The organism is Clostridium lapidicellarium, assembly GCF_041224415.1.
Lineage (GTDB): Bacteria > Bacillota > Clostridia > Clostridiales > Clostridiaceae > Clostridium_B > Clostridium_B lapidicellarium.
On record NZ_JBGFFE010000007.1, the window covers coordinates 93,432 to 109,049 of the forward strand.

The window sequence follows — 15,618 nt, forward strand, 5'->3', positions numbered from 1 at the left end:
TTCTAAAAATCTAAAATTTTATATATTTATTTTAATATCATGTTGGCCATACTTGAAAAATGGTATTATCCCACCTTCAATTTTATTCCCATCAACCCATATTCCCTTCTCTTTCTTCCTTACAACCTGTATGTTGTAGACACAATTTTCTCTTTTATACCGTATACTGTAATTTCTCCAATCCTCCGGAATAGAAGGTGTTATAGCAAAACCGCTGCCTCCTTTAAATGTCATCCCGAGTATAGTTTCCATGCCTGCCCTATAAAACCATCCTGCTGCACCTGTATACCAGCTCCATCCTCCTCTGCCAACATGGGGCTCCACTGCATATATATCCGCCGACATCACATAGGGCTCCACTTTATAAACATGACAGTTCAGATAATTGTTGGTATGATTTATAGGATTTAACATGGAAAAAACTTTATAGGCCCTTTCACTGTCTCCCATTTTGGCAAAAGCCATAATAGACCATATGGCGGCATGAGTGTATTGCCCGCCATTTTCTCTCACACCAGGAATATACCCCTTGATATATCCCGGTTCCAGGGATGATTTGTCAAAAGCTGGAGTAAGAAGGAGTACAATGCCCTTATCTTCCCTGATGAGATTTCTATCCAGGGCATAAACTGCCTCTCTTGCCCTTGATTCTTTCGCAGCTCCCGATATAACAGCCCATGACTGTGAAATTGAGTCAATTTGACATTCTTCATCCTTTACGGATCCAAGTGGAGTACCATCATCAAAATATGCCCTTCTATACCAACTTCCGTCCCAAGCATTTTTGTCTATATTCTCCTTTACAAAATCTTTCAATCTCGAATATTTTAGCATTTTCTCATCATCATTCATAAATTTACATAACGGTATAAATTTATCCAATATATCGTATAAAAACCACCCGAGCCATACACTTTCTCCCTTTCCCTTATTTCCTACAGTATTCATACCGTCATTCCAATCCCCCGAACCCATAAGCGGAAGATTATGCGGCCCGAATTTGGAAGATCTTTCAATAGCCTTTACACAGTGTTCATAGATAGTGCCTTTTTCAGCAGATACGGGAGATATACCATACCTTTCATTTTCCCCTTCTTTTAGTTCACTGTCTTTTAGGTAACATACTTCTTCAGTCAGTATGCCAAAATCCCCGGTATTTTTTATATAATCCTCCACCACATATGGCATCCAAAGCAGATCATCAGAAAATCTGGTCCTGATTCCACTATTTACATAAGGATGCCACCAGTGTTGAACATCTCCTTCAAGGTACTGCCTGGAAGCACTGTAAATTATATGTTCTCTGGTCATATCAGGACATATATAGGATATGGCACTGACGTCCTGAAGCTGATCTCTGAAACCATAGGCCCCGCCGGACTGATAAAATGCAGTTCTCGACCAGTACCTGCAGGATATTACCTGATACATGAGCCATCCATTTAACATTATATTCATTGAATCGTCAGGAGTATCAACCTGTATGGTTTCAAGAATATCTTCCCAGTAATTTTGAGCTTTTTTCAACTCCTGCCCAGTCTTTTCAGGATGGTCATATTTTTTCATAACCCTGGCTATTTCTTCAAAAGTATCTTCCTGCCCAAAAAGGACAATAATCTCTTCCTCTGAATCAGAATTCAATTCCACTTTCACATTTTCAACCAGACATGGATCAAATCCAGCTCCAACTGTATTGGAAAATCTCTTAAAATGGAGTCCACAGGGTTTGCACACATCTCCCTGCCTGCCTATAAACTCTGACCTGACTCCCGTATATGACAGGCAGCTGCCGCCAAACAATTTCAAATAGCATATACCCTTGAAATTTTGGCTGTAGGGATTCCTAGCATATATGTACTTGCCTTCTTCATTGAACCTGGTATATATATACTGTGCCGTCTGTTCATGGCATACCCCTAAAACCAGCTTGACATAATAACTTACAGAAATTATCCTATTTCGGCTGCTTATATTATGCAATCTTATCCTGCACACCTTCACGCTGTCCTCTATATCTGCAAATACAGTCATTTTTCCTGTTATTCCGTCAGCCTCGTGTTTAAAAACAGAATATCCAAAGCCATGTTCTATCACATATTGTCCTGAATCCCTTACGGGTCCCGGAGATATACTCCATACATGGCCTGTTTCTTCATCTCTTACATATATATCTTCAGCCTCACCGTCTATTACAGGATCATTTGACCAAGCAGTAAGTTTGTTTTCCCTGCTGTTCTTATTCCACGTATAGGATATTCCACTTTCGGAAATATGAAATCCGAACTTTTTATTGGAAATGACGTTTATCCACGGCGCCGGAGTATTGCTATAGTTTTTAAGGACAATTACATATGATTTCCCATTTTCAGAAAATCCGCCTATATCATTAAAGTACAACAGAGGAGGTATTTTAAAATTATAACAGGAAACTGCTTCCCCGTTTTTATCAAAGCTGTAATTTTTATCATTGTTCAGTTTTTCCGGAGAAATACTGTTGTCTACAAGTTGTTTAAGCGATTTCCCCTCTTGCCTGTCTATTATAATCCTGGATACGGCTTTCAAAAAATCAACATCTTCTTCCCCCAAGTTGTTTCTATTTAAGATAAATATATTTCCACCGCTGCCCCTTCTGACCCTAGATACACTGACGTTTACAATATCCCTTAATTTTGCCTGCAAAGGCTGCATATAAGAGCTGCCCTCAAAATTTAACAAAACCAAATCCACCGACAGATTTTTTAAAATCCAATATTCCTGGGCACGTAAAAATTGTCTTGCAAGATCCATATCACTTTCATCCCTTATGATAAGAAGGGCTATAGGTAGATCCCCCGAAATTCCATAGGGCCATAAAGCTGATTGTCCTTTCCTCATATTGACTATATACCTGTATTTGTCCCGGGAAAATTCATTTAAAAATAAAACTTTTGAAGCTATTTTCTGGTATATGTTTATTTGATTTGATGTTATGCCAAGGTATTTCATCTCAAGTTGAGCTTCAGTCCAGGAAAGTCGAAACATTCTGTTAACATTGCACATATCACTGTACTTATCCGCAAGTTTGATTGCATCTTCTCTGGAATCCGCCGCAATAGTACTGTAAGCTATCCTACCGGTTCTTCCGGGTTCTATTCTCATTCTAACCCGCAAACTTATTATAGGATCAATTACCGCCCCCACAGATTTTGTGAGCTGCATATCATTGTCCATTACTTTTGGATTTGTGAGATTTCTTCCCCTCCCTATAAAATTTTCCCTGCTGGTTTCATACTGGACGGCACCTATTTGATTCCCATCCACCGCTGTAGTCTGTACGAGCCATTTTTTATGTTCATCCATATCCCTGGATCTCCTACACGCAATAATGCACATGGGATTTTGAACAAATTCTGTCTGTATAAACAATTTCCCAAATGCAGGATGAACCAAGTCCGCATTATAAGAGGATAGGGTTACTTCCAGGTAGCTCGTTATCTCAACTTCCCTTGCTGAATTGCTCATATTGGTAACTGAAATTTTTCTTATCTCTCCATTATCTTCCTGAGACACAGTGATTTCAGTATGGGTTCTCAAATTTCCATCCTTTCTTTTGAATTCCGATTTTCCTGGTAAAAACACAGCCTCGTATTCCTCGGGCATAAATTTACAGGGTTCATAGGAGGCACTCCAGTATTCATTGGAATTTATATTTTTTATATAGAAAAACATCCCGGTATCATTCGTAACAAGGTCTTCACGGTACCTATAAAGCATTATATCTCCAATCCTGCTGTATCCGCTGCCGCTGTTTGTGACCATCAGAGAATACCTGCCGCTGGAGATCACATTTACTTCAGGCAAATCCGTCTTTGGATCACCGTACCTCCTTGCTATTATATTTTCATTTTGAGGAACTATTCTCGGTTCTCCAGTTTCCTGCTTTTTATCATAGATTACATCTCCAGAATTTTTTTCCTGAAGTAAAAGTTCCACAGCCCTGACTTCCGGTATCCGATGAAATCTTTCCTGGAGTATATTATCCCTGAGGACATTATCAAGCGACATAAAGCTCATGCCCTCATGATGCACCATAAAACATTTTACCAGTGCATTTTTTCTACCTTTTTCAAGCCTTTTACTCGTGTAATCTACAGCATCATAAAAACCATATTTTCCTTTAGCTTTCAATTTAACAATGGCTTTCAGATTGTCAAAGGAACTCTTAAAATCAACTTGAAGGGCCATAATAGTAGCATAGGGAGCAATAACCAGTTCATCGATAAGACCCCTTTTCAGGCCAATTTCCGGAACGCCAAATGCTTTATACTGATATACCGAGTCCGAATCGAAATCATAATAGGCAGATTCCGAAATACCCCAGGGTATATTTTTACCGCTAACATATCTTTTCTGTGCTTCAACTACATGTTTATAGGTTTCATCCAGTAAAGTTCCGGGGAATTTTTTCATAATTATCAATGGCATCAGATATTCAAACATGGTTCCAGACCAGGATACCAGAACTTTTCCCCCTCCGGCATACGTCATAGCTCTTCCAAGATTAAACCAATGAGATTTTTCAACCTGACCTTTAGCTATGGCTACAAAGCTGGCCTGCCTGGCTTCCGATGCAAGAAGGTCATAGTAATTGCTGCCTGCCGTGTTATTTTCCACATCATATCCAATAGCAAAAAGTCTCCTTTTTTTATCATACAATATACTGAAATCATGCTCTTTGCTCATTTTTATAAGCTTATCTTCTAAATTCTCCAGCCCAGAAAGAAGATTTTCCACTTTCAATTTAGTATTGCCCAAAAGGTATTTCAACTGCTCCAAATCCTCTGTCTCACTTTTAAAACAGTCCTCAAATTTAATGTGAATTAATCTATCAACTGCATCAGGTATCTCTTTAATAGATATGAAGTTAGCTATTTTATCCAATTCTCCTCTGATGTTTTTAAATCTCTCATTTCTATCTATAAAATCAACCCAGGGAAAAAATTCATCCAGTTCTTTCTGAAAATGAGAAATCATATATTTGACCTTTTCATTCCAGTAAAGTTCACTAAAATCACCACCGATCATGGAAGCTCTCTCTAGAACAGAATTTAAAAAACATTTTAAAGAGAATATGTTAAATTTACATTTTTTTCCTATAAAATCTTCATATACCCGATGTACCTTAAACTTCTCAGCTATTTCCATCTGGGCCAATCCCAACGTATCACCCAAACCGGAAACCAAATTTTCATTTACAAAAGGTCTGTTAATATACTCTTTCAGAGCTTCTACAGTAACCCATATGTAACCTACTAGATTTCCGCTGTCCACTGTGGAAATATATCTGGCTCCAAGAGGATCCTTGGTCTTTATGTCATACCAGTTATAAAAATGTCCTCTATATCTTTCCAGTGATTCCATATTCAAAACTATATTTTTAAGCCTGTATTCAACTTCTTCTATCCCCAAATATCCCAGATCATAGGCTGTTATATTAGAAACAATCCCCATGGCCATATTGGTAGGAGATGTCCTGCAGGCCAGCCCTCTATGAGGTTTTTCCTGATAATTGTCCGGTGGAAGCCAGTTATTTTCCGGCAGTGTAAAATCTTCAAAGTAAGCCCAAATCCTCCTGCTGATCTCTCCAAGCAGTTTCCTTTCTTCACATTTAATTCCAATTTCCTCGTTATTTTTTTCTTCTCTACTTACACTAAATGCTATCCACGGCGCTAAAAACCAAAGTATACAAAAGGGCATCATAAAGAGCAGGGTATCAACATTGTTTTCAAAAGCCAGAAAGGCTGTAACTGCTCCAGCAGCATCACATGGCCACATTGATTTCAAATAACTTTTAAATGTTTTAGAAGAAACAGCCTCAACATCTGCAGCCGTCTGCCATTGGAGTAAATTTTTTCTGCTTATAAATACCCTGTAAATTGTCCTTATTATAGCATCCAGCATCAAACAAACCTTGTGAGGTAAAAAACTCAGTAAGAGCAAAAACTGCTCCAATGTATTCTTAAAGCTTATAATATTGTTCGGGAGTTTTATTTTCCCTGTATGAGACATCACAGTTTCGGACATGTCAAATAATATAGGACACAATAGAGAGATCAAAGCTATTGCAAGTAAATTATTGGGAGCTTGAAACAAAGTCAGTGCTATTATAATAAGAAGCATTACACCCGGCTGCACAGTGCTTCTCCTCAAATTATCAAATATCTTCCACCGGGACAATTTATTCAGGGAATTTTTCCTGAAGATCCATGGCATTAACTGCCAATCTCCTCTGGCCCACCTGTGGAGCCTTTTACAATTTGAATTATAATAGGCAGGGTATCCATCAATAAGTTCTACATCAGTCAAAAGGGCGGCCCTTACATAGGATCCCTCAAGCAGATCATGGCTCAATACTGTATTCTCCGGTATTTCACCTCTTAATATGCTGTTGAAAACATCCACGTCATATATTCCCTTTCCAGTAAATATACCTTCATCAAACATATCTTCATATACATCCGAAACAGCTGTAGTATATAAATCTATACCAGTTTGCCCGGAAAAAATTCTGGAATAAAGGGTCTTATTTGCACTTACCACGCCTACGCTTATTCTAGGCTGCATCAGGCCGTGACCCCTGACCACCTTTTTGTTATCAAGGTAGGGGACATTCAGTGGATGAACCATGGCACCCACAAGCAATTTAGCTGTATCCTTGGGAAGAACAGTATCTGCATCCAGAGTTATTACATATTTCACCTTATATAAATTACTTATGTCACCGCTTATAATATCAAAACTTGTATTTTTATCCCTCCTTATAAGCGAATTGAACTCCATAAGTTTGCCTCTCTTTCTCTCCCATCCAATCCACTTATTTTCCCTCTCATTGTATTTTCTGTATCTGCTCAAAAAATAAAACTTGTCTTTTCCTTCGGTTCCGTATTTTTCATTGAGTTTTTTTATTTCATACAGTGCAGTATCCACCAGAGCCTTATCCTCGGGTTCTTTTTTCCTGGTACTATCTTTAAAATCTTCAAGGAGTACAAAATACAAATTTTCCTCCCTATTTGCCAGATAATATACCTCCAGGTCATCAATGAGAGCTTTTATCCTAGTTCTATGACTTGTAAGGGCAGGTATAACAACTGCAGTGCTAAACTGTTCCGGTATGCCTTGTTTGAATTCTACTTTTGGTATAAACCTGGGTTCTGAAAGTTTATTTATGCTCCAGTTAAATATCGATATAAATATTTCACTGGTAGGTATCAAAAGAATAACTATTTCCAATATGTACTGCCAAAAATACAGATCTTCAAAATAAAAACTTATTCCGCTAATTAAAGTATCCAAGAAAATAGTTCCAAACAATACACTGCCTATATAAAATTCCGGCGTCATAATATGGGTAGTTTCTTTACCTCCGGGCTTTATTTTTTCTTTTAAGCGCTCCATACCTTTATCTATCAAATAATAGCCTACATGTTTTTCATATTTTTCAGAAGTTTCAGGAACCTCCCCGGCACATTCCACTGCCTTTTTCGCTATAAAGGATTCCGGTACATCTATTTTTGGGGATAATTTTTCTATTCTACGTCTGTAATAATCCTTTGAACGGAAATCCATTTTATCATAAATTCCTGAAGGATCGGTCTTTAAAACCTGTTCCACATAACTGAGGCGTTCAAAATTTTCCCTCCAATTTAGAGCACATATCTCCCTTATCCCTTTAATGGAATTCTCCATCAAAACCTGGTATATCCCCTGCTTTTGATGATCAATGCTAACCATTCTCCCTATACTGCTGTCTTTTTTAGATAGTTCTTCATTTATCCAATCATATATCTCTGCATCTTCTATAAGATTATCCCTCAATATCCGTATGAATTTTTCCGTGAAATGGGATGTGAAATTTATTTTTTCTCCTGTATTTTTCCCTGAATTTATAATTTTTCCTGCTGTAATTTCAGCCCTGTCTTTTTCTTTCTGCATGAGAACCATATTTCCTGTCACAGCGCTGATATTTTGAATCAGTGCCATTCTCACCATTATGGGAAGTACCCAGAGTTCACAATCCTTTAATATTTTATTTTCCTGGTAAGAGCTTATAAAACTTTCTATGGTATCTTCATCTACAATGCCATAAGTGTGAGACAACATTTCCCTGACAATATAATATACTCTAGGATATCCTTTCATAACACCTTCCTTCATTACGGGAAGGTCTCTATAATAACTGCCCGATACACTGACTTTTATGTCCTTATATTCTTTTTTTATAAGATATAAATTATCCAAAAGCCATTCGGCACATGAAGCTACCTCTATTTTGCTTTTGATTTCACTTTCAAAAAAACTGCATCCGTCCAAAATATTCTTATATTCTTTATCCAAGTTGCGTATGAGTTTTCTTTTACAGCTTTTCTTTCCATTAACTGCTGGAATAACAGTCATTTCCTTTGCATATTTTTTCAATTCCTCCTTACTCATATTGAAGGCAAGGATATTATCCATCGCACTGTCATCTGTATTTCCACATTTATTTGAATATTTATAAATTATCACAATTAATATGATTGCAGCTGTACCCATAATATAAAGCATAAAAAAATCCATCCTTCCTGTAAAAAAAGAATTTACGTAATATTTATTGTTTCCAATAAAACACAAAATATTAATTTACAGAAAGTATGGATTTAAACTAAACCATTATTTCATTTTCTATCATTTCATCAAAACTCTGCCTTTTGGAAATCAGCCTGGCTTCTCCATTTTTTACTAAAACCACTGCCGGAATAGGCACTTTATTATAATTACTTGCCATAGAGTAACAATAGGCCCCTGTACTAAACACTGCCAGGATATCCCCCGTCCTGACCGGCGGAAGTTTTGCATCTTTTATCAATATATCCCCGGATTCACAGCACTTTCCACCTATAGTTACAGTTTCCTCACAATCACTGTGAACTCTGTTTGCTACGGCACATTCATAATGGGCTTTATAAAGAGCAGGTCTTATATTGTCCGTCATGCCGCCATCTACAAATGCATATTTTCTTACACCGGGAATATCTTTTGTAGCTCCTACGGTATAAAGTGTCGTTCCGGCATTACCTACTATGGATCTGCCGGGTTCTATTACCAATGTCGGAAGTTTTATATTCAATTTTTCCGATTCCAGTTTGGCTTTTTTCAATATGGCACTGCAAAAACTTTCTATGGGCCTGGGGCTGTCCTCTTCACTGTAGTATATTCCGAATCCTCCCCCCAAATCCAGCTCTTCTATTTCATAGCCCGTTTCATCCTTCACTTTTTTTACCAGATTCATCATGATTTCAACTTCATCTTCATAAGGTTCCAATTCAAATATTTCAGAACCTATGTGGCAGTGGACACCTACAAATTCAAGGTTGGACATATTCATGGCCTTTTTTATAAATTCCATGGTTTCACCATTTAACATGGTAAATCCAAATTTAGAGTCAACCTGCCCTGTTTTTATATACTCATGTGTATGAGCTTCTATGCCGGGAGTTACTCTCAGCAGTATTTTCTGCACTCTGCCCTCTTCTTTGGCTATAGAGTTTACCTCCTCCATTTCGCAGAGGTTATCCACTACAAATCTGCCTACTTTAAAATCTATTCCCATTTTAATTTCCTCTGCCGTTTTATTATTCCCGTGAAAATAAATTTTCTCCATCGGGAAACCGCTTTTAAAAGCCGTATAGAGTTCACCTCCGGATACCACGTCCAAATATAAACCCTCACTATCTATTATTTTGCACATGGCCAAAGTTAAAAATGCCTTCCCCGCATAGGTTATCTTATTATTTTCATATCCTTCAAAAGTCCTATAATATATTTTACATCTTTCCCTGACTAAATCTTCATCTATTATATAAAGCGGAGTTTTAAATCTACCTGCAAGATCCACTGCATTTATGCCTCCGACATATAAATTATTGTCCTTGACTTCCATATTTCCAAATAATCTCATGCCATTTTCCTCCTAAAGGTTCTCAAATTATCTCATCATAAGTTAAATTCTTTAGCTATAAGATTTATTGTTTTGATCTTATCTTCTTGATTTATGGCACAGGTAACTCTTATTTCAGAAGTAGTTATCATCTTCACGGATATGTTATTCTGCCTAAATAATTTAAACATCTTGGCAACCACTCCCGATGTAGTCTTCATCCCTATACCTACTATGGAAAATTTAGTTATATTCTCATCTATATCAATTTGTACCCCGCCTTTAGAATAGGGTTTTAAAATATCTAGACACTCCTTCAGATCAACTTTGGGAATAGTGAAGGATACATTCACCTTGTTACCTATAGGTGCTGTTTGACTTATCATATCAACATTTATTTTCCTGTCGGCCACTTTTTCAAACAAATTTGCAATAATATTTATATCATAATCAATATCTCTAACTGTCACCGCCACATCATCGTCACTGGTAGCCAATCCCGTTACAGGCTTACTTTCCAAATTCACATCATCTACCCCCTTAATAACTGTTCCTCTTATATTGCTGTTGCTCAATCCCACATATACAGGTATGTTATATTTTTGAGCAAGTTCTATAGATCTGGAATGCATAACTTGAGCACCCAAACTCGAAAGTTCAAGCATCTCCTCATAATCTATTTCCCTAAGTTTTTTAGCATTTTTATATTCTCTTGGATCCACGCTGTATATTCCATCCACGTCAGTATAGATTTCACATGTTCCCCTTAATTTTACCGCTATGGCTACAGCTGTAGTGTCAGAACCGCCCCTGCCAAGGGTGGTGACATCACCTTCGGTATTCACTCCCTGAAATCCAGCTGCAATTACAATTTTCCCGCCGTTTAGAGCCTTTTTTATTTTTGCCTCATCTATATCATCTATAAGAGATTTACCATATTGTCCACTGGTTTTTATGCTGATCTGATAAGCTGTATAACTCACTGCATCGTATCCTAAATCCTTAATCGCCATGGCAAGCAGGGCGCAGGATCTCATTTCACCGGTGGACAAAAGTGCATCCAATTCCCTTTTATCCGGATTATCCGTAATTTTTTTCGCCAGTGCTATGAGATTGTCCGTAGTGTCCCCCATTGCTGATACTACAACCACCAACTTATTACCTTTCTTTACTCTGTTTACTACCGACTTAGCTACAGATTTTATTTTTTCAGGAGTTCCAACAGAACTTCCTCCATATTTTTGAACAATAACTGCCATAATACTCCTCCCTAAAATTAAAAAACAAGCACAGCAGAGGGACACACCTATTACTGTACTTATTTACTCTTAGTTGTGTACCTTTGTAGCTCTCCACTAAAATAGCCTTTCCCAGTTTCATCAATGAAATACATCGGTTAAGGCTATTTTAGTGACAGCTTTGTACATATTCTGTACAAAGCCAAAATTAGTTCTGCCAAACTAATTTTTCGGCCGTAATTCCTTTCTTTATTTTTCAAATGTCCGCCGACTAAAAATAAATACTATTAATTACAGCGCCTCCACCCTAGGTAGTCAATTATTAAATTGTTCTAAGTTTACCACAAACATTTATCAATTTCAACTATTTTTTATTGTCATAGTATTAGAGGAAATTTTATATACATGAAGCTCATGTAATGCTCTTGTAATTACTATATATTTTAAAGTTTCTTCATTAAGTCCGTAAGAATTATCGATCATTATAACAGCATCAAATTCCAGACCTTTGGCAAGATAACTTGGAAGTATGACTTCTCCCTTGGAATAAATCATATCTTCCCCGCTTATCACCTTTATATACATGTTTTTCTTAAGTACCTTCCCCAGCCTCTCTGTATCCCTTAAATTTCTACATATCACAGCAATACTTTCATACCCTTTGTTTTTCAGCTGCTCAATATCTTCCAATACATCGCCTGCAAGTTCTTCCAAGGTCCGTACCTGCTTTTCTAAAACTTCTTCTCCTTTTCTAACCATGGGTATAATTCTGCCTTTTTTCAAATACCGGTTGGCATAATCAGTTATTTGATTTGTAGATCTATAGCTTTTGCTCAGGGAAAAATTTTTCACCTTTAAATCCGGGAAAATATCTTTTAATCTCATCATAGCAGGAATTTCATCTGAAGGTATAATCCTTTGATTAACATCTCCCACTATAGTGAAAGAGCTGCAATCGGTAAGTTCCCTTATAACTTTGAACTGCAGCGGGGAATAATCCTGAGCTTCATCTACAACTATATGTTTTATCTTTTCCCTGTACTTCAAGCCTTCCAGCTTTATTCTCAAATACAAAATAGCAGCCAGATCATCATAAGTAAGCTCCCTGTTACCATTAAAATCATTATATACAGATATTATATCAGGCTTTTCCAACCATTTAAGTTTATATTTTTTTATCCTTATGACTTCTTTTATAACCTCTTCTATTTCATTTTTTTCCCTGAATTCCAAATTTATTCCATTGATATTGAGTTCCTCTTTCGTCATACTTTTAATTTTATCTTTATACTTTTTCTGTATAGCTCTAACTAAAATATCTCTCTCATCTTTTATCCTGGAATATATGACTCTTTTTAATCTTACACCTCTTTTAAACAGAGGCATATTTTTAAAATAGCAGTACAGCATCTCCTGAATTTCTTTCTTGGTAACTATTACTTTGTTATAAAAAAGCACATCTTTCGCTTTGAAACAATTTTTCTCCACACGGTCAGCTAGTTTATCCAAATCACCTATATATTCCAAAGAATTTTTATGAGCCACCTGTTCAATAAATTGTTTATCACCACTTAGAATATTTTCCATATAATCCTTTAAGTCCATAATATCCGTCAAATTCAAAATACTTTTAGCAAACTGACTGAAAGTAAGTTGGGCAACTTCTTCTTCTCCTAAACTTGGCAATACCATGGAAATATAATCTATAAAAATACTATTGGGTCCCAGTATAAGCACTTTCCTCTGGAGCAGTTTTCTATAATTGTATAAAAGATATGCCACCCGATGTAAAGCTATAGTGGTTTTACCACTGCCAGCCATTCCATTTACAGCAACAACACCTTCCCTTGGCTGTCTTATTAAATTGTCCTGCTCTTCCTGTATGGTCATTACTATATCTTTAAGTTTTTCTCCGGCATTCTTGCTCAATACCATCTGCAATATTTCATCTTTCACATCTTTGTTTGAATCGAACATCCCCACAAGATTAGACTTTTTTATAATAAATTGCCTTTTACCCAATATATCCGTTTCTATTGTCCCCATAGGGGAATTATAGCTGGTTTCCCCCAGATTTCCTGAATAAAATAAACTGCATACAGGTGATCTCCAATCTACTATAACAGATTCATATCCCTCCTTATCGCTCATTCCAAATCTTCCTATATATATTTTTCCCCTACCATATCTATCTTCAAAAACCACTTTTCCAAAATAAGGAGAATCTTTCAATATGGTAAGTTCTCTTATACTCTTGTTGACCAGTCTAAACTGCTCTTCTTTTGTATATATCTCATGATCAAAGTATTCAACAACTTTATCCTCATCATCTTCATACTGTTCAAGATTTTTTTTTCTTAAATCCAGAATATATTTAACAACTTTTTTTCTAAGTTCTATACAATCTAGCACTTTCGTATTTATCTGATCCAATACTTTTTTTAATTTTTCTTTTTCAAGATTTAACTGGATTTCCTTACTTAACTCTTTTTCCAAATCATCTCTCCACATATATATATCTCCATTTCGCTAACTTATATATCTAATCTGAAATCAAATTTCCCTTAGAAGACTCTTCTTTTTTCTTCTCCTTATACTCTTTTATAATACCCATAAATTCGTCTCCCATCAAAGTTTCTTTCTCTATAAGTCTTTTAGATATTATTATAAGCAACTCTATGTTATCTTTAAGAAGTGCCCTGGCTTTCTTATGACACATCCTTATTATTTTCAAAGTTTCTTCATCAATAATAGAAGCCGTTTCTGCACTACAATTCTGGGCTGGCCTTCCATCCAAATACCTGTTTTGCATGGATTCAAGTCCCATCATGTCAAACCTATCTGTCATGCCATAGATAGTCACCATTCTTCTGGCAGCTTGAGTAGCTCTTTCAATGTCATTAGCAGCCCCTGTAGATATGCTGTTAAATTTAACTTCTTCTGCAGATCTTCCTCCCAGCATAACACATATTTGATCCAGCATCTCAGCTTTCGTATTCAAATACTTCTCCTCCTCGGGAAGCTGCATAGTATACCCAAGTGACCCCATAGTCCTCGGAACTATGGTTATCTTATGAACAGGATCCGTATGCTTTAAAAGGGCTGCCACAAGTGCGTGCCCGACTTCATGAAATGCCACCTGTTGTTTTTCTTCAGGTGAAAGTATCCTATCCTTCTTTTCCTTCCCGGCTATTATCACTTCCACCGCTTCTTCAAGATCTCCCTGATTCACCTGGAACCTATGATTTTTCACAGCCCTCAGTGCAGCTTCATTTATTATATTTGCCAAATCCGCACCTACAGCTCCAGGAGTAGCCTTCGCTATACTATTTAAATCCACATCCGGCGAAACTTTCACACCTCTTATGTGCACTTTTAAAATATCCTCCCTGCCCTTTAAATCAGGTCTATCAACTATAACTCTCCTGTCAAACCTTCCGGGTCTCAAAAGAGCTTTATCCAAAACTTCAGGTCTATTCGTAGCTGCCAATATAACTACGCCTTTAGATGAGTCAAATCCGTCCATTTCTGCCAAAAGCTGATTTAAAGTCTGTTCTCTTTCGTCATTTCCCGATACATTCCCATCCCTGCTTTTTCCAATAGCATCAATTTCATCTATAAACACTATACAGGGAGCTTTTTCCTGGGCCTGCTGAAACAGATCCCTAACTCTCGCAGCACCCATGCCAACAAACATTTCCACAAATGCAGATCCTGATATTGAAAAAAAAGGCACTTTGGCTTCACCGGCCACTGCTTTTGCAAGAAGAGTCTTGCCTGTCCCCGGAGGTCCCACAAGAAGTGCCCCTTTAGGAAGCCTGGCACCTATTTCAACATATCTTTGAGAGTTATGGAGAAAATCTACAATTTCCACCAAAGATTCCTTGGCTTCTTCCTGGCCCGCCACATCTTTAAAATTTACACCAGTTTCACTTTCTGCATATATCTTAGCAGTATTTTTACCAAATGACATCACTCCGCTGCCCATCTTCTTATTCAATTTTCCCAGGAACAACTGAAGCAAAAATGCAATTATTATAAATGGCAGAACCCAATTTACAAAGAATCCTTTTATGGCACTATTTTCCTGGGGTATTCCTCCATATTTGACTTTAGCACTATCCAATTTTTTTACTAAATCAGGATCGTCTATTCTTTCCGTATAGAGAACTTTACCTTTATTTGCATCATTTTTGACTTTCGGAATTATAATCAATTTGTCTTTACTTATCTGTACTTCAGAAACTTTATTTTGATTGATGGCCTTCACAAAATCACTGTACTTTATATGCTGAGATTTCAATCCATTCATATATTCATTTATTATAAATATAATCATGGCTGCCAATATTGCATAATAAATAAGGTACCTCCACTTATTATTGTGGCTAAATTTTTTATTAAGCTTTTTATTATTCATATTAT

Annotated in this window: 5 protein-coding genes and 1 riboswitch; all 5 genes read right to left on the reverse strand. The window is 36.8% G+C overall.

The window, feature by feature from the left end; translation table 11 throughout:
- Positions 1 to 18: 18 nt before the first annotated feature.
- Positions 19 to 8,583 carry a glycoside hydrolase family 94 protein gene (locus AB8S09_RS07205; RefSeq protein WP_369868821.1) on the reverse strand — a complete coding sequence of 2,855 codons (8,565 nt, stop codon included), beginning with the start codon at positions 8,581 to 8,583 and terminating at the stop codon, positions 19 to 21.
- 97 nt (positions 8,584 to 8,680) lie between these two features.
- The gene (lysA, locus tag AB8S09_RS07210) at positions 8,681 to 9,976 is read right to left on the reverse strand and encodes a diaminopimelate decarboxylase (RefSeq protein ID WP_294180049.1); all 1,296 of its coding nucleotides are present in this window, start codon (positions 9,974 to 9,976) and stop codon (positions 8,681 to 8,683) included.
- A 35-nt stretch (positions 9,977 to 10,011) separates the two neighbouring features.
- Complete coding sequence (locus AB8S09_RS07215) at positions 10,012 to 11,214, reverse strand: aspartate kinase (protein WP_294180046.1); 1,203 nt, start codon at positions 11,212 to 11,214, stop codon at positions 10,012 to 10,014.
- Positions 11,215 to 11,292: 78 nt separating this feature from the next.
- Positions 11,293 to 11,506, reverse strand: a riboswitch (Lysine riboswitch).
- 47 nt (positions 11,507 to 11,553) lie between these two features.
- Positions 11,554 to 13,704, reverse strand: a complete 2,151-nt coding sequence (locus AB8S09_RS07220; RefSeq protein ID WP_369868822.1) for a HelD family protein — start codon at positions 13,702 to 13,704, stop codon at positions 11,554 to 11,556.
- A gap of 31 nt (positions 13,705 to 13,735) precedes the next feature.
- Entirely contained in the window at positions 13,736 to 15,613 is a 1,878-nt protein-coding gene (gene ftsH / locus AB8S09_RS07225; RefSeq protein WP_294180042.1) for an ATP-dependent zinc metalloprotease FtsH, read from the reverse strand.
- Positions 15,614 to 15,618 lie beyond the last annotated feature (5 nt).

Coding starts and splice junctions, on each gene's coding strand:
- AB8S09_RS07205 (WP_369868821.1), bottom strand. CDS start 8,583: ATGCTTTATATTATGGGTACAGCTGCAATCATATTAATTGTGATAATT.
- lysA (WP_294180049.1), bottom strand. CDS start 9,976: ATGAGATTATTTGGAAATATGGAAGTCAAGGACAATAATTTATATGTC.
- AB8S09_RS07215 (WP_294180046.1), bottom strand. CDS start 11,214: ATGGCAGTTATTGTTCAAAAATATGGAGGAAGTTCTGTTGGAACTCCT.
- AB8S09_RS07220 (WP_369868822.1), bottom strand. CDS start 13,704: ATGTGGAGAGATGATTTGGAAAAAGAGTTAAGTAAGGAAATCCAGTTA.
- ftsH (WP_294180042.1), bottom strand. CDS start 15,613: ATGAATAATAAAAAGCTTAATAAAAAATTTAGCCACAATAATAAGTGG.